Annotated in this window: 18 protein-coding genes; 17 read left to right on the plus strand and 1 reads right to left on the minus strand. The window is 48.5% G+C overall.

The genetic code is table 11. From position 1 onward, the window contains the following. The first annotated feature begins 573 nt into the window (after positions 1-573). The 17 genes from AC3CHX_RS18350 to AC3CHX_RS18430 all read left to right on the plus strand — a co-directional run bounded on the left by AC3CHX_RS18350 (position 574) and on the right by AC3CHX_RS18430 (position 17,727). Positions 574-1,740 carry an MraY family glycosyltransferase gene (locus AC3CHX_RS18350; RefSeq protein WP_488629461.1) on the plus strand — a complete coding sequence of 389 codons (1,167 nt, stop codon included), beginning with the start codon at positions 574-576 and terminating at the stop codon, positions 1,738-1,740. Between the two features lie 170 nt (positions 1,741-1,910). Then, entirely contained in the window at positions 1,911-3,188 is a 1,278-nt protein-coding gene (gene tviB, locus AC3CHX_RS18355; protein ID WP_488629462.1) for a Vi polysaccharide biosynthesis UDP-N-acetylglucosamine C-6 dehydrogenase TviB, read from the plus strand. Positions 3,189-3,228: 40 nt separating this feature from the next. Continuing rightward, on the plus strand, positions 3,229-4,257 hold the full coding sequence (locus AC3CHX_RS18360; protein ID WP_488629463.1) for an NAD-dependent epimerase/dehydratase family protein: 1,029 nt from the start codon (positions 3,229-3,231) through the stop codon (positions 4,255-4,257). 181 nt (positions 4,258-4,438) lie between these two features. Beyond that, entirely contained in the window at positions 4,439-5,584 is a 1,146-nt protein-coding gene (vioA, locus tag AC3CHX_RS18365) for a dTDP-4-amino-4,6-dideoxy-D-glucose aminotransferase VioA (protein WP_488629464.1), read from the plus strand. Positions 5,585-5,586: 2 nt separating this feature from the next. Further along, complete coding sequence (locus AC3CHX_RS18370) at positions 5,587-6,156, plus strand: acyltransferase (RefSeq protein ID WP_488629465.1); 570 nt, start codon at positions 5,587-5,589, stop codon at positions 6,154-6,156. Between the two features lie 8 nt (positions 6,157-6,164). After that, the gene (locus AC3CHX_RS18375; protein WP_488629466.1) at positions 6,165-7,673 is read left to right on the plus strand and encodes an oligosaccharide flippase family protein; all 1,509 of its coding nucleotides are present in this window, start codon (positions 6,165-6,167) and stop codon (positions 7,671-7,673) included. A 15-nt stretch (positions 7,674-7,688) separates the two neighbouring features. Next, positions 7,689-8,606, plus strand: coding sequence for a glycosyltransferase family 2 protein (locus tag AC3CHX_RS18380; protein ID WP_488629467.1), 918 nt, complete (start codon positions 7,689-7,691; stop codon positions 8,604-8,606). 3 nt (positions 8,607-8,609) lie between these two features. After that, positions 8,610-9,146 carry a serine O-acetyltransferase gene (locus AC3CHX_RS18385; protein ID WP_488629468.1) on the plus strand — a complete coding sequence of 179 codons (537 nt, stop codon included), beginning with the start codon at positions 8,610-8,612 and terminating at the stop codon, positions 9,144-9,146. Next, positions 9,136-9,408 (plus strand): hypothetical protein, encoded by a 273-nt coding sequence (locus AC3CHX_RS18390; RefSeq protein WP_488629469.1) that lies wholly within the window; start codon positions 9,136-9,138, stop codon positions 9,406-9,408. The genes AC3CHX_RS18385 and AC3CHX_RS18390 overlap by 11 nt, the downstream gene beginning before the upstream one ends. Then, positions 9,405-9,752, plus strand: coding sequence for an acyltransferase (locus AC3CHX_RS18395; protein ID WP_488629470.1), 348 nt, complete (start codon positions 9,405-9,407; stop codon positions 9,750-9,752). The genes AC3CHX_RS18390 and AC3CHX_RS18395 overlap by 4 nt, the downstream gene beginning before the upstream one ends. Next, positions 9,749-10,978, plus strand: coding sequence for an oligosaccharide repeat unit polymerase (wzy, locus tag AC3CHX_RS18400; protein WP_488629471.1), 1,230 nt, complete (start codon positions 9,749-9,751; stop codon positions 10,976-10,978). The genes AC3CHX_RS18395 and wzy overlap by 4 nt, the downstream gene beginning before the upstream one ends. A gap of 222 nt (positions 10,979-11,200) precedes the next feature. After that, complete coding sequence (locus AC3CHX_RS18405) at positions 11,201-11,980, plus strand: hypothetical protein (RefSeq protein ID WP_488629472.1); 780 nt, start codon at positions 11,201-11,203, stop codon at positions 11,978-11,980. Then, positions 11,977-13,107: a glycosyltransferase family 4 protein gene (locus AC3CHX_RS18410; RefSeq protein ID WP_488629473.1), complete on the plus strand. Its 1,131-nt coding sequence runs from the start codon at positions 11,977-11,979 to the stop codon at positions 13,105-13,107. Before AC3CHX_RS18405 ends, AC3CHX_RS18410 begins: the two co-directional genes overlap by 4 nt. Further along, entirely contained in the window at positions 13,104-13,850 is a 747-nt protein-coding gene (locus AC3CHX_RS18415) for a DUF2334 domain-containing protein (protein ID WP_488629474.1), read from the plus strand. The genes AC3CHX_RS18410 and AC3CHX_RS18415 overlap by 4 nt, the downstream gene beginning before the upstream one ends. 3 nt (positions 13,851-13,853) lie before the next feature. Then, on the plus strand, positions 13,854-15,824 hold the full coding sequence (gene asnB / locus AC3CHX_RS18420; RefSeq protein WP_488629475.1) for an asparagine synthase (glutamine-hydrolyzing): 1,971 nt from the start codon (positions 13,854-13,856) through the stop codon (positions 15,822-15,824). A 59-nt stretch (positions 15,825-15,883) separates the two neighbouring features. Then, on the plus strand, positions 15,884-17,029 hold the full coding sequence (locus AC3CHX_RS18425) for a glycosyltransferase family 4 protein (protein WP_488629476.1): 1,146 nt from the start codon (positions 15,884-15,886) through the stop codon (positions 17,027-17,029). 17 nt (positions 17,030-17,046) lie between these two features. Then, positions 17,047-17,727 carry a YdcF family protein gene (locus AC3CHX_RS18430; protein ID WP_488629477.1) on the plus strand — a complete coding sequence of 227 codons (681 nt, stop codon included), beginning with the start codon at positions 17,047-17,049 and terminating at the stop codon, positions 17,725-17,727. A gap of 385 nt (positions 17,728-18,112) precedes the next feature. Here the strand turns inward: AC3CHX_RS18430 and AC3CHX_RS18435 are convergent, their stop codons facing one another. Then, positions 18,113-20,332 (minus strand): polysaccharide biosynthesis tyrosine autokinase, encoded by a 2,220-nt coding sequence (locus tag AC3CHX_RS18435; protein WP_488629478.1) that lies wholly within the window; start codon positions 20,330-20,332, stop codon positions 18,113-18,115. Between the last annotated feature and the right edge of the window lie 17 nt (positions 20,333-20,349).

Below are 20,349 nucleotides of genomic sequence, written 5' to 3' on the forward strand. Positions count from 1 at the left end.
AAGATACTTGTCCTGCTGAAATTTCCTGATGGCAACATTTAAGCACCAATTAAGAGGAAATGCCGGGCATATGTGGCATAAACCTTGATTTTTGGCAATGTAAATATGATGAATTTCAAGCAAAATTTCCACCCGGATTTTGCCAATAAACAACACAGTTTCTTTCCACCTATGTGAAAATGCCAACGATTGTTAATAAATGTTAATTTACAATAAGAAATGTTGCAATACATATATCAGACTATCGCTACCAAGGTCGGTTGAGAGCAGAAATCGCCACTCATGTTTTCCCAGGGAGACATTGTTTTTTGGAAGGCGCAGCAGGAATTTCCGGTTGAAGCGTTGGTAATAACTTGCTTTGCAGCGCTTCAAACCACTTTAAGAAAAGTACTAAAAATTGTCGAATCCAAAAATATTGCCCGCACATTCTGAAAAACTCCCCTGCTTTCCTCCCGGATTTTTAAAACGCGTGACATCGCCGTACGCGCATGTTGTCGCCCAAGGGACAGGTAAGACCAGGGATATTTTCATGGTATCGAAAGCAGGCAAGGCCGCATTCCTGAGAACCTTACCATGACAAAATTTGAGCTGTTTGGAATCGTGTTGACTGTCGCCATCGCCAGCTTTGCGCTCAGCATGTTGATTGTGTACACGCAACACTGGCACGGCAGGCTTTCCCTGGACCACGACCTCTCCGGCGTCCAGAAAATTCATACCTGCCCTGTCCCGCGAATAGGTGGGTTTGCCTTGTTTGGCGGCATGCTATTGGCCCTCGTTTTTCTTCACTTTGCGTATCCGGCCATGGCCAAGCAGCTTTACGCGATCCAGATCGGTAAGTTGCTGCTGGCAAGTATCCCCGCATTCCTTGCAGGAATTGTGGAGGATCTGACCAAAAAAGTCTCCGTCAGAATACGCCTGCTGGCCACGTTCGCAAGCGCTCTGATCGCATGCTGGTTGCTGGGTGCGACCCTGGTCGATATCGACACAGTCGGGTTCGACATATTGCTGAAATTTACCCCGGTTGCGATCGTCTTTACCGTATTTGCAGTCGGCGGCGTGGCAAATTCCATCAACATCATCGACGGCTTCAACGGCCTTGCCAGTAGCACCGTTGTCATCATGCTGGCGGGCCTCGGGTTCCTGTCGTGGCAGGTGGGCGACGTCTTTGTCATGCAGTTGGCGCTGTGCGGGATAGGCGCAACGCTCGGTTTTCTGCTGGTGAATTATCCGACCGGCAAATTATTTTTGGGCGATGGCGGAGCGTATTTTCTGGGCTTCTGGCTGGCAGAAGTAGCCGTCTTGCTCATCGTGCGAAATCCGTCGGTGAATTCCTGGCAAGTGCTGACCATCTGCGCTTATCCGGTCATTGAGGTCATGTACAGCATTTATCGCAGAAAAGTGGTTGGCAATAACGATCCCGGCAAAGCCGACAACCTTCATCTTCATTCGCTGATTTATGACAAAGCAGTGTGCCGAGTATTCCGAAGCAACGACGCCATGCCATGGCTGCGCAATGCGATGGTGACGCCGATGATTGCGACAGCGGTAGCAACGCTGACACTGATTACAGTGTGGGCCGGGCATTCCTATGCTGCAGCAGTTGTGATCGTGCTTTTTGAAGTCTGGTTATATCTGGCCGTGTATATGCGATTGACATCCGGTCGCTGGCGCCTGAACCCGCTGGCGTTTGTTCACATAGGGACGGATAGCTCAGTTGGGCCGGTGGCGGAGTCGCCATGAGTAGTGACTCGCTGGTCCGCTGTCAAAGGAATTTTTTTATATTAAGGCAACAAAATTATGTCTGGCCGCCAGCCAGGCAAGAGTAGAGACCTCCCTGGCTCCGCTGCACACGCAACAATTCAAGCAACAATTATCTGACCACGAATATAACTGTACCAGCCAATATGACTATGACGCTCTCAAAAGATACCCGCATTGCAATTATCGGTCTCGGCTATGTTGGCTTGCCACTAGCCGTAGAGTTTGGCAAGAAATATCCTACGCTAGGTTTTGACATCAACCAGCGCCGCGTAAGCGAATTAAAAGACCATATCGAGACCACACTGGAAGTTGACGCAGAGGAACTGAAGGCAGCAACCCACCTCACCTACTCCACGAATCTCGAAGACCTGCGCCAGGCAACGGTCTATATTGTGACGGTACCGACCCCGATCGACGAACACAAGCAACCGGACTTGACACCGCTGCAAAAAGCATCCGAAACGCTGGGTAAAGTGATCAAGAAGGGCGATATCGCAGTGTACGAATCGACTGTCTACCCAGGCGCCACAGAAGATTATTGCGTACCGGTGATAGAGCGCGTTTCGGGCCTCAAATTCAATGAAGATTTTTTCGTCGGCTACAGCCCGGAGCGCATCAACCCGGGTGACAAGGAACACCGATTAACCACCATCACCAAGGTCACCTCCGGCTCCACGCCAGAGACTGCCGATTTTGTTGATGCGCTGTATGGCAGCATCATCAGCGCCGGTACTCACAAGGCATCGTCAATCAAAGTCGCAGAGGCAGCCAAGGTAATCGAGAATACGCAGCGGGATCTGAACATCGCACTGATGAACGAACTCGCCATCATCTTCAAAAAAATGGAGATCGATACCGAAGACGTACTGAAGGCGGCAGGCACCAAATGGAATTTTTTACCATTTCGCCCAGGCCTGGTAGGCGGCCATTGCATCGGGGTGGATCCCTACTACCTGACCCACAAGGCAGAATCGCTCGGCTATCATCCGCAGGTGATCCTGGCCGGCCGGCGCATCAATGACAACATGGGCAACTATGTGGTCGGCCAACTGGTGAAACAAATGCTCAAGCGCTGCATCCATGTTGAAGAGGCCAATGTCCTCATCATGGGCCTGGCCTTTAAAGAAAACTGCCCTGACCTGCGCAACACCAAGGTGATCGACATCATCAACGAATTAAAGGATTACAACGTCAACGTTGACGTATATGATCCCTGGGTCAGTGCAGAAGGTGCCCAGCATGAATACGGTATCACCCCCGTCCGCACGCCGGAACCGGGTAAATACGACGCCATTATCCTTGCTGTGGCGCACCGCGAATTCAAGGAAATAGGTGCCGCCGGCATGCGCAAGTTCGGCAAAAAAGAACACGTCCTGTTCGACCTGAAATATGTGCTGCCAAAAGGCGACGCGGATATCCGCCTGTAATAATGCCGTTCCCAAACCAACGAGAATAGAAATACAACGCATGAACCGTTTCGAACAAATCCAGCACGAATTACGCGAACAACCAAAAAAATGGCTGATTACCGGGTGCGCCGGTTTTATCGGGTCCAATTTGCTGGAAACCCTGCTGAAGCTTGACCAGACCGTCGTCGGTCTGGACAATTTTGCGACAGGTCACCAACACAACCTGGATGAAGTACAAGAATTGGTCGGCTCCAAGAGATGGGCACGTTTCAGCTTCATCCAGGGCGACATCCGCGATATCACAGCATGCGAACAGGCAGTCCAAGGCATTGATTATGTGCTGCATCAGGCAGCACTGGGATCCGTCCCACGTTCGCTCAAAGACCCGATCACCACCAACGACGTCAATATCAACGGCTTTCTGAACATGCTGGTCGCGTCAAGAGACGCAGCGGTAACGTCGTTCGTTTATGCGGCATCCAGCTCCACTTATGGCGACCACCCTGGCTTGCCCAAGGTCGAAGACACGATAGGCAAGCCGCTATCGCCTTACGCCGTCACCAAGTACGTCAATGAAATGTATGCCGAGGTATTTGCGCGCTGCTACGGATTTAAAACCATCGGCCTGCGTTACTTCAACGTCTTCGGCAAGCGGCAAGACCCGAACGGCGCTTACGCCGCAGTGATTCCGAAGTGGATCGCAGCCATGATTAATAATGAAGATATCTTCATCAACGGCGATGGCGAGACCAGCCGCGATTTTTGTTTTATCGAGAATACCGTACAGGCCAATCTGCTTGCAGCGACGACATCAGCCGACAACAAGAATGAAGTCTATAACGTTGCCGTGAGCGACATCACGACGCTCAATGAGCTTGTTGGGAACCTTAAATCGACATTAAATGCGAATGGCCTCCAGTACGAGAAAGATATTATTTATCGCGATTTCCGGGATGGCGATGTAAGACACTCTCAAGCGGATATCAGCAAGTCCGCACAGCGACTCGGTTATGTACCTGCGTATCGTATCCGTCAAGGGCTTGAGGCTGCGATGCCGTGGTACGTAGGACAAAATAATAAAGAGTGATTTTGAGGAAAATGATAGCGACTCCGGGCAGACGCACTTCCGCTGGCAATTGGCTGCGCAGTCACTATCAAACATCGAAAAGCAATTGCACGCTTCTTCAACGCCACTACACACCTCATCCGCAAATGGCGCCATGTCGCAATGGGCTGGGATGTGGATACATTGATGCAGCAAGGAAAACATGAGCAACAGCAAACCCCTTTACGCTATCCAAACCCCGGTTAGCAAACCCATCTACGTCACGCAACCCTACCTGCCCCCGCTGGAAGAGTTCATCCCGTATTTGCAAAAAGTCTGGGACAGCAAAATCCTGACCAATGGCGGTCCCTTCCACCAGCAATTGGAAAAGGCGTTGTGCGAATACCTGGGTGTGGAGCATCTCGCCCTGTTTTCCAACGGCACCCTTGGGCTGATTACCGCGCTGCAAGCGCTGCGCATCACCGGCGAAGTCATCACTACGCCGTATTCATTCGTGGCCACTGCCCATTCATTGCTGTGGAACGGCATCAAACCCGTGTTTGTGGACATCGACCCCAATACGCTCAATCTTGATCCCGCCAAAATCGAAGCGGCCATCACGCCGCAGACCACCGCCATCATGCCGGTGCATTGTTACGGCCATCCCTGCGATGTGGAAGCCATTCAGAAGATTGCCGACAACTACAACCTCAAGGTGATCTACGACGCCGCCCACGCCTTTGGTGTGCAAAATCAGAGTGGTAGCGTGCTGAACTATGGGGATTTGTCGGTTCTCAGCTTCCACGCCACCAAAGTGTTCAATACTTTCGAAGGCGGCGCCATCATTTGCCCCGATGCCAAAACCAAGCTGCGCATCGACCATTTGAAGAACTTTGGCTTTGTCGATGAATTGACGGTGGTCGCCCCCGGCATCAACGGCAAGATGAGCGAAATCAATGCGGCCTTCGGCATGCTGCAATTGCAGCACATTGACCATGCGCTTGCCCGACGCAAGGAAATCGACGCCACGTACCGCGAACTGCTCAAGCACGTCAAGGGCATCCGCTGCCTGCAGGACGCAGGTGAAACAATTGCCAACTATTCCTATTTCCCTATTCTCGTGGACGCGGCATACCCGATCAGTCGGGATGACCTGTATCAAAAGCTCAAGGATCAAGGCATCTTTGCGCGTCGCTACTTCTATCCATTGATCACGGATTTCCCCATGTATCGAGGACTGCCGTCGGCGCACCGGGATAATCTGCCGGTGGCAACGGATGCGGCGTCTAAGGTGCTGTGTTTGCCGATTTACCCTGCGCTCCAGCAAGATGAACAGGAACGAATCATTGAATTGATCCGGGAAAACTGATTATGGCGATGCTCGATCGCTTAGCGATAAAAAGCATGGGTTTTGCCTCCGTAGGCGAAAACGTTTTTATTTCTGATCGTGCATCGTTCCATAACTGCGCCAACATCTCGCTTGGCAACAACGTACGGATTGACGATTTCTGCGTACTTTCCGCCGGAGCGGGTGGCATCACGATTGGCAACCATATTCATGTTGCCGTGTATTGTTTGCTGATTGGTGCAGGAAAGATTACACTCTCCGATTTTTGCAATATGTCCTCACGGGTTTCCATCTATTCCAGCAACGACGACTACTCCGGCACCGCCATGACAAATCCCATGGTCCCAGCCGAATATACCGGTGTCACCCACGCTGACGTATCCGTTGGCAGGCACGTCATCGTCGGAAGCGGGAGTGTCATTCTTCCTGGCGTGACCTTGGAAGACGGCGTGGCTATCGGTGCCCTTAGCCTGATCAACAAGAATTGCAGGACTTTTGGCATTTATGCCGTTTCCCCCGCGAAATTAATCAAGGAACGCAAGCGCGATCTCCTGGAGCTCGAAAAAACATTTCTCTCCAGTGTTGGTCAATAGCGTCAAGCATGTCACTCAAAAAAAACATCCTCGCCAACTACGTCAGCCAGATTTACGTCACGTTGATTGGCATCGTCATGGTGCCCATGTATGTGCGTTACATGGGTGCGGAGGCCTATGGCCTGGTCGGCTTCTTTGCCATGCTGCAGGCGTGGTTCCAGTTGCTGGACATGGGTCTCACGCCGACCATGGCGCGGGAAACCGCCCGGTTTAATGGCGGAGCCACCGATGCCTTGAGTCTGCGCCGCCTGCTGCGGGCGCTGGAAGGAATTTTTATCGGCATTGCCGTGTTGGGCGGTGCGGCCATGATGGCAGGGTCTGGTGCGATTGCCGGCAGCTGGCTCAAGGTGCAGCATCTGCCGTTGATCGAAGTACAGCACGCCATCATGCTGATGGCGGTGATTATCTCGCTGCGATGGGTGTGTGGCCTGTACCGTGGTGCCATCAACGGCTTCGAGCGCCTGGTATGGCTCAGCGGCTTCAACATCGCGGTAGCGACCGCCCGCTTTGTGCTGGTGATTCCGTTATTCATATATGTGGGCACCAGCCCGACGCAGTTCTTCAGTTACCAGCTGGTGGTGGCGGTAATCGAGGTACTGGGGCTTGTGACACAGACCTATCGTATGCTTCCCAGAGTAGCATCAGGCCAGCGCATGCCTTGGCAATGGGAGCCATTGCGTGGCGTACTCAAGTTCTCACTCAGTATTGCCTTTACGAGTTCGGTGTGGATACTGGTGACGCAAACCGACAAGCTGGTGTTGTCCAAACTGCTGCCACTGGCGGATTACGCTTACTTCACCCTGGCCGTCCTGGTGGCCAGCGGCGTAATGGTCATCAGTGGACCTATTAGTGGCGCCTTGCTTCCGCGACTGACCAAGTTGTCTGCGGAGGATGATGACGCCGGACTGATCCGTCTATACCGCAATGCCACCCAACTGGTGAGCGTGATCGCTATTCCCGCTGCACTGGTGCTGGCGTTTTTTGCGGAACAGGTGCTGTGGGCCTGGACCGGCAATGCCGACATTGCCCGCAAGGCGGCACCGGTGTTAACACTTTACGCACTGGGCAACGGTATTCTGGCCTTGGGTGCGTTCCCCTACTACCTGCAGTTTGCCAAAGGCGATTTAAAGTTGCACATGATCGGCAATGCGTTGTTTGTGGTGCTGTTGATCCCAGCGTTGATCTGGGCCACCTTGCAATACGGGGTCATTGGCGCGGGCTACGCCTGGCTGGGTGCCAATGTGGTGTATTTTTTGGTCTGGGTACCAAAAGTACATGGTCGATTTGTAAAGGGCTTGCACACTCAGTGGCTGCTGCGGGATGTGGGCGCTATAGCGTTGTTGACCGTGACAGGTGCGACGCTTGCGCATGGCCTGTTGAAATGGCCGCAAGAACGCGTACAGGTTGCCATAGAGATTGCGGTGGTGGGTCTGGCGTTGTTGGCAATTGCTGCCGCAGGCTGTTCATTGGTAAGAGAAACAATCAGCGGCAGATGGCGTGCGCGCTTTGCTGGATAAGGATAAGTGACGGAAATGAATGAGAAAAAGCCCAAGGTTTCAGTGTGTGTGGTTACCTACAACCAAGAGAAATATATCCGCCAGTGCCTGCAAAGCATCGTCGATCAGGAAACGGATTTTGATTTCGAAGTAATTGTAAGTGATGACTGCTCAACGGATGGTACGCGTGCAATTGTGCAGGCGTTTGTGGAAAGATATCCGGGGATAGTAAAGCCAATTTTTCATGAGAAAAATATTGGAGCGTATAAGAATTTTGTTTTTATTCATGAGCAGGCAAATGGTGAATATACCGCGCACATGGATGGGGATGACTATGCGTTGCCCGGCAAGCTTAAATTGCAGGCAGATTATTTAGATCGTAACAGAGAATTCAATATTGTGTGGCATAGAATGTTCGTAGCTAATGATGAAACTGGCGTGATAGTAGAAGATTTAATTAATGTATCGAAGTTTCCACGGAATGGTTTTGATCGACCTGATGTATTGCGATTTATTACGATCGGTATGAACAGCTCAAAAATGTATCGATCAACAATCAGGCAATTTGATCTGCCCAACTTTCCAGTCGTTGATTATTTTGCAAATGTCGAGCAAATAGGGTCTGGTCGTGCGAACTTTGTTGGTGACAGACCACTGGGCGTATATCGCGCGGGAATTGGAGTGGCATCTTTAGGTAATACAACTAAAGTTTTATTAAAAAAAACATTTCTTTATTTTTCTGAAAAATATCCAGAGCACAGGAGAGATATATGCACGGCGTCACTTCTTTTGTTGCTGGCAGCCATAAAAAATAGGAGATGGTCAAATTGTTATTTATTTTCTTCCGTAGTAATAAAAACATTTCGCCTTACTTCGATATTTGATTTATGGAAGTATAGGGGTGTTTTTAATATGCTTAGAATTCCCGGAGTCATCCGATCAAATAGAGGTTGATGTATGAGTCTAAATCTATTTTTGGCTGATTTAAAAGCCGCCACGAAAACGAATTCAATATTGATAAACATGAAATGGTTTATGTTTAATCATACTTTACATTTATTGTTTTTGTTTAGGCTTGGGCAGGATTTGTGTAGATTGCCAATTATTGGAAAAATACTTGGTTTTTTTGTCGAATATTTTATCCGCGTCATTTATGCGAGCGACATTTCCTGTAAGGCAAAGGTGAGTGAAGGTTTCGTAATTGTACATGGACACGACATCGTAATTGGTTCAGACGTAGTAATAGGGAAGAATTGTAAAATTTTTAACGGAGTTACGCTTGGAAATAAAGACACAACTAAATCAAGTTATGGCGAACAGCCGCAAATAGGCAACAATGTAACATTGTCAACAGGGTCCAAAATCCTAGGTGGAATTATAATTGGCGACAATGTTACTGTAGGGGCAAATGCTGTGGTAATCAAAAGCTGTCCATCGAATGTTAAATTAGGTGGAGTTCCAGCCAAAATTATTGGAATAGTTAATGAATTTTAACAAAACATTGTTGTACGTAGCTCTTTCAATCGTACGATTTTTTTATAAACTTACAATTTTCTCAGAACGACGTTGTAGGGTTGTTTCCGCCAAATTAAACGGCATGAAAGTTGAGGAAAATACTAAGTTTGTTGGAACGCAAGACTTTGGATCTGAACGTTATCTGATTAAGATTGGATTGAATGTTCTTGTGACAGATGGTGTTCGTTTCATCACTCATGATGGTGCAATACAAGTTCCTTATTTAAACAGGGGGCGATGATGTCAAATGTTTATGGAAAGAAATCGAGCTTTGGTAGTTGTGATATTGGGAACAATGTATTTATTGGCGTCGGCTCTACAATTCTTCCCAATACTAACGTAGGTGATAATTCCATCATTGCGGCGGGGTCAGTTGTGAAGGGATTTTTTTCAGAAAAGTCTATCATTGGCGGAAATCCTGGAAAAGTAATTGGATCGATCAATATTTACTTTGAGAAGAACGTGTCTGAAGTTTTAGATTTTTTAAATTCTGATAATTGTGTAAGAAAAAACAAAATTATTTCTCATGTTGCTAAGATGGGAAATATGTTGTCCAGGAATATTTCGTCGAGTGTTAAGCAATGAACCCACGTTTACCTTGGCTTCTTATTTATGTTTTTGCAAATATTATTGCCACTTGTATCATGCTTGAAAGTGGTGAGTTGATTGGTGACTTAAGTGGCAATCCTCTATATAGCCATAGTGCCGTGATTTTTGCGGCGACACTTGTCGTTGCCTCGTACTTGCTAATTTTAGGTCCTCTTTTTTACCGTATATCTAAGATAAAGATTGCAAGTATTAAATTCAAGGATAACAAGCAGGATGTCGGTGAAAGAATTGGTAGGTTTCTGATTTTTCTTCAAATTGGTTTCATGATTTTTAATTTGACGACCGGCGTCAATATTGCTGGAGATAACAACACAAAGACGAATTCACTATTTTCTCTTGTTTGGATGTTAATACCAGCTGATGCCTTATTTATTATTTACTACGGCTTCTATAGAGATAATAGATATTTTTATCCAAATTTGTTTATTTGGATGATTTCAAATATTTCTCGTGGCTGGGCATCAGTTTTTATCTTTATATTATTTTTTGAGTGGTGCCGTGCGTATAGGAAAAACAAAATAACTGTATTGCGCACCATAGTTACCGGCTTATGTACGCTTATTTTTTATCCACTAATAACAAATCTCAAATTTTTTTTCCGTTCACTTTCAGCAACTGGTTTTTCTATTTCATCTCTTTCCGATTCATTTCAAACCATGTTTGGCGGGGTAGATTATTTTTCATTGATCGGTGATGGTATCACCCACATGGTGGGACGATTACAAGTTACATCAGTTGTTTCTGAGGTTATACGCCTAAGCCCCGTGTTACAACAAGACTTTGCGAAGGGAGCATTCACGCCATTTTGGCTGGAGGGACTTCATGGTCTTGTATTAGAAAAATTATTCATTGTAAAAAAAACCATACAAATTAGCGCAGCTTTCACGAATTATGAGAACTTTGATTGGCTGTTTAATGTTGGTGATTGGAATATAAATATTGGGTACGTCAGTTGGTTCTTCATTGCGCCTTACTTAATACCCTTCTACATCTTATACACATTATTTTTAGGATTTATTTCCTTTTTTCTGGTAAAAAAAATAGGCATTTCAGAATCATCAAAAGATATGTTGTGGATTGTGTGGCTTCTGTATCTTATGGCTCCTTGGTTGAATACTTTTGTTGCTTTTCTTTATGCATTGTTTGTATTTCTTGCAATTAAGTATTTTTTTACACGTGTACCGAGGCGTCGGTTTTTTTGATAGAGCAGCTATTTAACAGTTCAATTTCCCAAACAATTACAGCGGAGTACCTTGTACAAAAACAACCCAAAAATACATCGTCACTCCGGCAGCTTAAAAATATAGATTTCGCCAACAACAGTCTTTCGCCTTTAATAAATTAAAGAGGTTCTGCACAAAAATTTATACCGCCTATACAAAAAATGAATATTTGATAAGTTTTCTCACAGTTATGCGTCAATAATGAAAAAAATATTTCGCAACCAAAAAGGTTTGGTTATTCTTGAATTATTTTTTTCAAAAAAAATATTGCTAGAAAAATCATGTGAAGATATTCAATCGTATCTTCAAGCATCGCAAAAAAATGATGCAAGCACTCCATTTTTTACTTCTATAATCGATTTACAATTAAGTGAAGCCATACTCTTAAAAGCTATTCGAAAGAATTACGCTTATGAAATTCGTCGCGCAGCTGAGAAAGATTTAATTCGTACAAAAATCATTAACCAGCCAAGTGCGAGTGATATCAATAGCTATGGAGAGTTTTTCTCTACCTTTGCAAAGAGTAAACATTTGGATGATGCAAATATCCCCAAACTAATAGAGCTGACTAAGAATGATGCGTTAATTTTAGCCATATCATACTCTTCAAGTAAAAGCCAAATATGGTGTTCTGCCCATGCATATATTACTGACGGTCGCCGAGCACGTTTGTTGTATTCCGCAAGTAATATTGAAATGACTGATACCACAGATCGCCAGCTGATAGGTCGGGCCAACAAATTTTTGCACTGGCAGATGATTCAGTACTTCAAAGTTGAAGGATATCAAGAATATGATCTAGGCGGCATCAGTAAATCTAGCGCCCTTAAACAAATTGATGAGTTTAAGGAAGGCTTTGGTGGACGCGAAGTTCTCGAATATAACTTGGTACGGGGTGTAACCCTAAAAGGAAAATTGGCAGTATTCAGTTTCCGATTACTGAATAACGTTAAAAATTTTGTGCGTGGAATGCGATCGTGAAAGTTTTCCACATTATCGTTGGACTGGGTGTCGGCGGCGCTGAATTGATGCTCAAACGCCTAATTGAATCTCATAAAGATAACCCCGATTACTGCCATGCTGTCGTCTCGCTCACCACAGATGGCAAAGTTGGGCAACAATTGCAAGCCTTTGGTATTGAAGTTCATGTCCTGGGTATGCGCTCCCTGCTCGGTATACCCAGTGTGATTTGGCAGCTTGTGAAGCTTTTTCGTTTGTCTCGGCCCGATGTTATCCAAACCTGGATGTATCACGCTGATTTGTTGGGTGGCTTGGCTGCGCGCTTGGCTGGCTACAACAAGATTATCTGGGGCGTCCGTACTACCGAAGTTAAATCCGGTGGTTCACGCGCTACGGCGATGGTCAGGAAGGTGTGCGCATGGCTTTCTCATGTTGTGCCCGACACCATAGTTTGTGCGGCCGACGCCTCTCGTCGAGCGCATATTGCGGTCGGTTACGATGCTTCACGCATGGTAGTGGTGCCCAATGGGTTTGACGTTATACGTTTGGTCGCTACACAAGAGTGTCGTGAATCGATGCGGTCACGATGTGGTTTTGTTAAAGATATTGTGGTCATTGGCTGCATGGGGCGCTTTCATCCCGTCAAGGATCAGGAAAATTTTGTTCGTGCCGCGGGCTTAGTGGCACAGCAGCACAGCAACGTACGCTTTTTAATGGTGGGCCGTGACCTTGATTCCAGTAATGTGCAACTGGCTGGCTGGATTGCCGAGACTGGTTATGCAGCACACTTTGTATTGTTGGGTGAGCGGTCTGACGTGCCGGTATGTCTGGCCACGATGGATATTTTTTGCCTGTCTTCGCGCACAGAGGGCTTTCCAAATGCAGTGGGCGAAGCTATGGCGATGGGCTTGCCGTGCGTAGTGACGGATGTTGGGGATGCAGCCATGCTGGTGGCCGATACCGGCGTAGTAGTTGTCAAGGAAAATTCTGCCGCCCTTGCACAAGGTCTAATGCACTTGCTAGGGATGCAGCCCGCAGCACTGCAGCAGTTGGGCCAGAAAGCAAAGGCACGCATTCATGCGGAGTTCACCATGGTGCGTACTACTAAGCGTTTTGAGCATATTTATCAACAGATAACAAAAAAATGATCCCTCCAAAATTCATTTTGCGCTTCGACGACGTGGCACCGGAAATGGCTTGGTCGAAGTTTGCTGCCTTTGACGCGCTAGCGCATGAACTGGATATTCCGCTGCTGGTTGGTGTGGTGCCGCATTGTCTTGATTCTAAACTTGCTAAAGAGCCTGTGAAGGCTGACTTTTGGGAGGTGGTTCGCGGGTGGCGTAATCGCGGCTGGACGATTGCACAGCATGGCTACACACATCAATACGTTACGAAAAATCCTGGAATCATGGGTTCTAGCAACAAGTCAGAGATGGCTGGCCTCTCTTATGAAGATCAGTATGCCAAGCTGAAGGCAGGTAAAGATATTTTGGTTCAACAGGATGTGTGGCAACCAGTGTTTATGGCACCAGCTCATTCGTTTGATGACATTACGTTGCAGGCATTGTCCGATCTTGATTTCCGCTATGTGACGGATGGGTTTGGAGTGTATCCCTACAAGCTGGGGACCTTGACTGCCCTGCCCCAACTGTTTGCGTCAACAACACATTTTGGATTTGGTGTGTACACGATATGTTTGCATGTAAACAATATGACGCAGCCGCAGATACGGGATATTTTGCAGTTTGTGAGGACACATCGGAAGCAATTCATCTCGATGGATGATGCGGTAGCCATTCACTGCCCATTCCCCGGAGTTGCCATGGCAAGTCGGTTTGTAACGTCTGCCGCATTGCGGACTATTCGTAAGTTTCGTCGAAAAAGGACATAAAGCATGTGCGGTTTAGTTGGATTTTTTGGTGGAGCCCCTCTATATGGTCAAGGTCAAGTGGGTGATGAAGCCATGCTACGGCGCATGGCTGATACGATTGCCAATCGTGGCCCGGATGATGCAGGTTATTGGTCGGATGTGGATCATCGAATTGGCTTCGGTCATCGGCGCCTTTCGATTGTGGATCTGTCGCCTGCCGGGCATCAACCGATGCCGTCTGCTAGCGGCCGCTATGTGATTGCCTTTAATGGCGAAATTTATAATCACATGGTACTTAGGCAGGCATTGGAAAGTGCGGCGCAAGCACCTGCATGGCGCGGCCATTCCGATACCGAAACGCTGCTTGCCGGCTTCGATGCATGGGGTATTCAGGACACGGTGGAGCGCGCGATCGGCATGTTTGCCTTTGCGGTGTGGGACAAGCAAACGCACACACTGACGCTGGCACGCGACCGTATCGGTGAAAAGCCGCTGTATTACGGCTGGCAGGGACAGGGCAATGATGCGGTGTTTTTGTTCGGCTCCGAACTGAAGGCCTTGCGGGCACATCCGGCCTTTGAAAACAACATCAATCGCGGCGCGTTGAGCCTACAGTTACGTCACAACTACATTCCAGCGCCGTATTCGATTTACAAAGGTATTGCCAAATTGCCCTCGGGCAACCTGCTATCGGTGTCAACGCAGCAGCGTGAGCCGAAGGTGCGGGCCTATTGGTCCGGGGCACAAACGGCTGAGTCTGGCGTGGCCAGTCCTTTTGTCGGTAGTGCTGTCCAGGCTGTGGACGAACTGGAGGCTTTGCTCAAGGATGCCGTGCGTCAGCAGATGATGGCGGACGTGCCACTGGGGGCGTTCTTATCCGGTGGCGTGGACTCTTCCACGGTAGTGGCGTTGATGCAGACACAGTCTTCACGTCCGGTAAAAACCTTCACCATCGGTTTCCACGAGGCCAACTACAACGAGGCGGAATATGCCAAGGCCGTGGCAAAGCATTTGGGTACGGACCATACCGAGCTATATGTCACTCCAGAGCAGGCGATGGCAGTCATCCCGCGTTTGCCCACCTTGTATGACGAGCCGTTTTCAGATTCCTCACAGATTCCGACTTTTCTGGTATCCCAACTTGCCCGGCAACATGTAACGGTGTCGCTGTCCGGCGATGCGGGCGATGAGCTGTTTTGCGGGTACAAACGTTACCAGATGACTGCAAATCTGTGGCGCAAGCTGGATTTTATGCCGCTACCTTTGCGCAAACTGGCGGCGAAGGGTCTACGCAGCGTTTCAACGCAGACATGGAACGGGCTGGCAGCTTTGGCAGAAGGCTTTACGCCTCGATCTGCGCAGTTTTCCAATGTCGGAGACAAGCTGTACAAGGGGGCAGATGTATTGGCAAGTAAGTCGTTCGATAGCTTGTATCTCGGCTTTATGTCGCATTGGCTTGACCCGGCCTCGGTGGTGATCGGTGGGCATGAGCCATCCACCCTGCTGACAGGCGCTGCACCTGTTCTTGATGGGCTCGATGCAATCCAGCGGATGATGGCTCTGGATATGCTCACATATTTGCCGGATGACATTCTGGTCAAGGTGGACCGAGCAGCAATGGCCGTTTCGCTGGAAACTCGGGTGCCTTTTCTGGATCACCGGGTGGTCGAATTTGCCTGGCGCTTGCCCCAATCGATGAAGCTGCGCGATGGGCAAACCAAGTGGGCATTGCGGCAGGTGCTGTATCGACATGTACCGCAAGCGTTGATCGAGCGACCCAAGATGGGCTTTGGCGTGCCGATTGCCAGTTGGCTGCGTGGTCCGTTGCGGGATTGGGCCGAATCGTTGCTTGATGAATCACGACTGCGCAATGAAGGTTTTTTTCAACCGGCGCCAATCAGGCAAAAATGGAAGGAGCATCTGTCGGGTCAACGCAATTGGCAAAATTCCCTATGGGATGTGCTGATGTTTCAGGCGTGGCTGGAAAATCAATAATTTTTATTCTCTAAACATTAGTCATTCGATATTACACAGGGGCATCCGTCATTCTGATAATGAATCCTAAAATTATCATTTCAATTAATACAGCATGGAATATCTATAATTTTCGTTCCGGGTTGATCAAGGCGTTCGTTGCTCAGGGTTACCAGGTTATTGCAGTAACACCTGACGATGAATACTCGCACCGTCTCAAGGATTTTGGATGCCGTTTCATTAGCTTGCCCATGGATAATAATGGCACCCATCCTGGTCGTGACTTGCTTTTGTTAATGCGCTATTTGCTCTTGCTCCGATCTGAGCGGCCATCGGTTTATCTCGGTTATACCGTCAAGCCTAACGTATACGGTTCGATGGCGGCGCAAGTGCTCGGCATTCCTGTCATCAATAATATTGCCGGCCTGGGCGCTACATTTATCAACGATAATTTCCTGACGCGCATCGTACGGGGCCTATATAAATTTGCGCTATACCGATCTCATTGTGTTTTTTTCCAAAATTCGGATGATCACCATCTATTTACAACAACAGGTTTGGTTCGCCCTGAGATTGCTGATCGGCTTCCCGGTTCAGGAATAGATTTGACGCGTTATCAGCCAGTACCGACTTCACCTTTGCTTGATCGCTCTTTTCGGTTTTTGCTGGTTGCGAGAATGCTGAAAGATAAAGGTGTTCGCGAATTTGTCGAGGCCGCCAGGATGGTTCGTCAACGTTTTCCCGAAACCCAATTTCAACTCCTGGGTTTTGTGGATGCAGCAAACTCCAATGCCATTGCAATTGAAGATATAAAAGCTTGGGAGGAGGAAGGTCTGGTGCACTATTTTGGCAAGACCGATGACGTCCGCCCTTATTTGACCGAAGCAGATTGCGTCGTTTTGCCGTCTTACCGCGAAGGCGTTCCACGTTCGCTTCTGGAGGCGGCTGCTATGGCACGTCCCATCATTACGACCGATACTGTCGGTTGCCGAGATGTTGTCGATGATGGCATCAATGGAATGCTGTGTCAGGTAAGAGACGCTGGCGACCTCGCAGAAAAAATGATGCAGATGATCAGGTTTTCTCCCGAAAAGCGTTTAACAATGGGTGAGGCTGGAAGGCGAAAAGTTGAATCTGAATTCGACGAAAATGTCGTGATTCAAAAATATCTGGATGTGATTAGTACGATTGTGGGTTCGAAGACTGGTTTAACAAAAAGAAAATAAATAATGACATTAAAATAATGGGATTGCTGCTTCCGCCGCTAAAATTAATGCTGAAATTCATCGCTGATTTGACTTTGTTCCGACCATATCTGTGGCTGTCATTGAGCGTGAGTGCGCTCATTTTAGCGGCTTTATTATGCACTGAGGCAGGCGCTCAATTGTTTGTGATCCCCCTTGAAAATCGTACCGCTCCCCTTCCCTCAATACTCGATACGGGGGCACAAGCGATCGTGGTATTGGGTGGAGACAGAACTCTTGCCCGAATAAGATATACCGCTAGGCTGCATCGCGAAATGGGGTTGCCGCTGCTGGTAACGGGCGGTCGAACAGATGACCCGATTCATTCCGAAGCGGCTGTTATGGCGCAGATTTTTCTCAAGGATTTCTCGACCCCCGTTCAATGGCTTGAAGAGGATTCACTCAATACGGCAGAAAACGCGCAATTTTCCGCGCGTATCCTAAAGAACGCGGGCGTGCATCGCATCATTCTCGTTACACATGCGATGCATATGCCACGCTCTCAGGCAATATTTGTACAAAACGGTATTGAGGTAGTAGCGGCACCGATAGTGTTCTTCAGCCGCGATAGGCTCACCCTGGTTGATTTTTTTCCGAGCCGCGAAGGTCTTTACCACGCTCAGTACGCCCTTCATGAATGGGTAGGAATCCTGTGGTATTGGATACGATATGGTGCCTAAATGAAGTTTTGCATGTAGAAAGCAAAACCTCAGGTGGCAATTTATGATCGGCTTAGACTGTCAGCGGACTGCGCAAGCCGCGACTTATCGGGTTGGACAAGAAGGTCAAGGCGCAAACGGTCTTCACCTTCGCCGCGTACAACAGTCTCGCTCCGAGGAGGCAGACAAATGCCGAAATTGCAAGCTCACCATTTCGGCATCAAGGTGGGTATTTATGATTGCGTCAAAATAAAAACGCCCGTCACACCGAACGCTATCAAGAGACCGCAAAGAAAAACAGAACGGCGTGCGCGGCGTGACATATGAAAAATATTTTGTTTCTTCTTTACTCTTTTCATTCTTACCCTCCCCCAAACAAACGACAACTATTTTCCTCAGTCTTATTTCAATATTTATATTGGGTATAACGATATTTGCCATATTTATAACCGTACCCGTAGCTGCCTGGCCGGCGCTTGATGTCGTTGAAGATGACACCTTTGACCGGGATACCGGTATGGCTGCAGCGCTTGATCGACTCCTTGATGTCGCCTATCGTACTTTGACCGGCGCGCGCAATAAAGAAGATCGCACCGGCGTAGGGGCCAAGAATGAGCGTGTCCGACACCGCCAGAACGGGTGGCGTGTCTATCAGGACGTAGTCATAGCTGCCGGATAAGGACTTCAGCAGGCGGCCGATATTTTCATGCAACAACAATTCCGACGGGTTTGGCGGGAAGCTGCCGGTAGCGATAAAGTCGACATTTTCGACCACTCCCTTGTGCAGGGCTTTTTCCATGCCGCAGGTTCCTGCAACAAGTTCGGACAGTCCGTTTTCCCGACTGAATCCAAAGTATTGGTGGAGGTAACCTTTACGCAAATCGGCATCAATCAGCAGGACTTTTTTGCCGGCTGCTGCCAGCACTGCGGCAAAATTTACCGAGACAAATGATTTCCCCAGGCCTGGTGTGGGACCTGTGATCAATACGACATTGTTTTTGGCATCCAGCATCGAAAATTGCAGTGATGTGCGGAAGCTGCGCAAGCTTTCGATCGCTGTATCGGTCGGGTCGGTTTGTGCCAGCACGGACATTTGTGGCGACTTGGCAAGCACCTGTCGATACAAGGCTTCCTGCTTCTTGCTGTGTGGGATGTTGGCATAGACGGTCAGCCCCAGCATTTGTTCGATCTCGTGGGCGTCGCCGATCCCGCCAAACAGCGATTTTTTGATAAATGCACTCATTACACCAAGAAACAGCCCGATCAACACCGCCATAGCGATCACGAGTAGCCGCTTGGGCTTGATCGGCTGTTCAGGCACCATGGCCGCATCGACCAGCCGCGAATTGCCTACTTTGCCGGCTTTGACCAGGCGCAATTGCTGCGCACTGTTTAACAACGCAGTGTACAAATCGGTACTGACCTTGACGTCGCGGGTGAGGCGCAGCACATCTTGTTCAACTAAAGGCAGATTTTTGATCTGCGCGGTAATTGCCTGCATTTCGCCCTTGATCTCCTTCATCTGGCTGTCGATCCCTACCACGGCCGGGTGGTCGCTGGTGAAGCGGATCAGCAACTCTTCTCTTTTTTGTTTCAGCTCGATCAGTTTGCTTTGGGCGGCCACGGATTGCTGTAACAGCATTTTGGCTTCTTCACCCAAATCGATGGTGCCGCTCGTGTTGCGAAACTGGTTGAACTTGGTCTCGGACTGCTCCAGTTGGCGCTTCAGGTCCGGCAATTGCCTGTCGAGGAAGGTAAGGGATTTTTCAGCCTCTTCCGATTTGCGCTCTACGTTCTGGCGCACGTATTCCCGGCCGATTTCGTTGAGGATGCTGCTGGTTAATTTGGGGTCGGTGCCTTCCAGCGTGATGCCGATGATGCCGGATTGCTTGCCTTTTTCCGCAATTGCCATGGAATTCTGCAATTTTTCGATCGTCGTCAATCGGGAGGTGCTGCTCAACAGGAATTGCGCACCGGGTTTGGCAGAGAGGCGATCTACCCGCAACTCAATGTTGCCGCCTTCTTCCTCTGCTGTGAGCGTAGACCCTACGTTACCCTTCAACTCAATATCTTGTTTGCTTTCGCTTAGCCTGAACTGGCCATTCGCCTCAACCGTGAGCACAAAATCATGCCCCTGCAACGATTGGGGCACATTGAAGGTGGAAACATCAATTTGTTCGGCGCCCCACACATAACCACCGTAGCCGAACAGCCCCGGTGCCGAAAGTTGTTTGTTACGACCGGCCAACCATGCGCCAATGAAGGGGAAATATTTGGGTCGCACAGTTGTGTAGAGCCGTAGGTTGTCGACCGCACGGGATACCACCATGCGCGAACGGAGGATTTCCATTTCGGATGTAGCGGCCGTCTTAACGTCGAACATCGAAGACATGTCGCCCAATATGTTCTTTGACGAATTTGGGCTGTCTTCTACCTGGATCAGAATATTCGCTTCGTAGACCGGTTTGGCGATAAACGCATAGGCGGTACCGAGCAGCGCGATCACGAGCGCAATGCTGACGATCAGCCAGCGATTGTCAAAAAGGACGTCGAGATAGGTTGCCAGGTCGGTTTCATCGTCGTCTGGGATATTGATTGGGACTAATTGCTGAATGGGTTGATTCATCGATTATTTGAACGACT

The organism is Glaciimonas sp. OK215, assembly GCF_057787885.1.

Bases quoted from the DNA above. Each gene is read 5' to 3' on its own strand.
- AC3CHX_RS18350 (WP_488629461.1), top strand. From the start codon at position 574: ATGACAAAATTTGAGCTGTTTGGAATCGTGTTGACTGTCGCCATCGCC.
- tviB (WP_488629462.1), top strand. From the start codon at position 1,911: ATGACGCTCTCAAAAGATACCCGCATTGCAATTATCGGTCTCGGCTAT.
- AC3CHX_RS18360 (WP_488629463.1), top strand. From the start codon at position 3,229: ATGAACCGTTTCGAACAAATCCAGCACGAATTACGCGAACAACCAAAA.
- vioA (WP_488629464.1), top strand. From the start codon at position 4,439: ATGAGCAACAGCAAACCCCTTTACGCTATCCAAACCCCGGTTAGCAAA.
- AC3CHX_RS18370 (WP_488629465.1), top strand. From the start codon at position 5,587: ATGGCGATGCTCGATCGCTTAGCGATAAAAAGCATGGGTTTTGCCTCC.
- AC3CHX_RS18375 (WP_488629466.1), top strand. From the start codon at position 6,165: ATGTCACTCAAAAAAAACATCCTCGCCAACTACGTCAGCCAGATTTAC.
- AC3CHX_RS18380 (WP_488629467.1), top strand. From the start codon at position 7,689: ATGAATGAGAAAAAGCCCAAGGTTTCAGTGTGTGTGGTTACCTACAAC.
- AC3CHX_RS18385 (WP_488629468.1), top strand. From the start codon at position 8,610: ATGAGTCTAAATCTATTTTTGGCTGATTTAAAAGCCGCCACGAAAACG.
- AC3CHX_RS18390 (WP_488629469.1), top strand. From the start codon at position 9,136: ATGAATTTTAACAAAACATTGTTGTACGTAGCTCTTTCAATCGTACGA.
- AC3CHX_RS18395 (WP_488629470.1), top strand. From the start codon at position 9,405: ATGATGTCAAATGTTTATGGAAAGAAATCGAGCTTTGGTAGTTGTGAT.
- wzy (WP_488629471.1), top strand. From the start codon at position 9,749: ATGAACCCACGTTTACCTTGGCTTCTTATTTATGTTTTTGCAAATATT.
- AC3CHX_RS18405 (WP_488629472.1), top strand. From the start codon at position 11,201: ATGAAAAAAATATTTCGCAACCAAAAAGGTTTGGTTATTCTTGAATTA.
- AC3CHX_RS18415 (WP_488629474.1), top strand. From the start codon at position 13,104: ATGATCCCTCCAAAATTCATTTTGCGCTTCGACGACGTGGCACCGGAA.
- asnB (WP_488629475.1), top strand. From the start codon at position 13,854: ATGTGCGGTTTAGTTGGATTTTTTGGTGGAGCCCCTCTATATGGTCAA.
- AC3CHX_RS18425 (WP_488629476.1), top strand. From the start codon at position 15,884: ATGAATCCTAAAATTATCATTTCAATTAATACAGCATGGAATATCTAT.
- AC3CHX_RS18430 (WP_488629477.1), top strand. From the start codon at position 17,047: ATGGGATTGCTGCTTCCGCCGCTAAAATTAATGCTGAAATTCATCGCT.
- AC3CHX_RS18435 (WP_488629478.1), bottom strand. From the start codon at position 20,332: ATGAATCAACCCATTCAGCAATTAGTCCCAATCAATATCCCAGACGAC.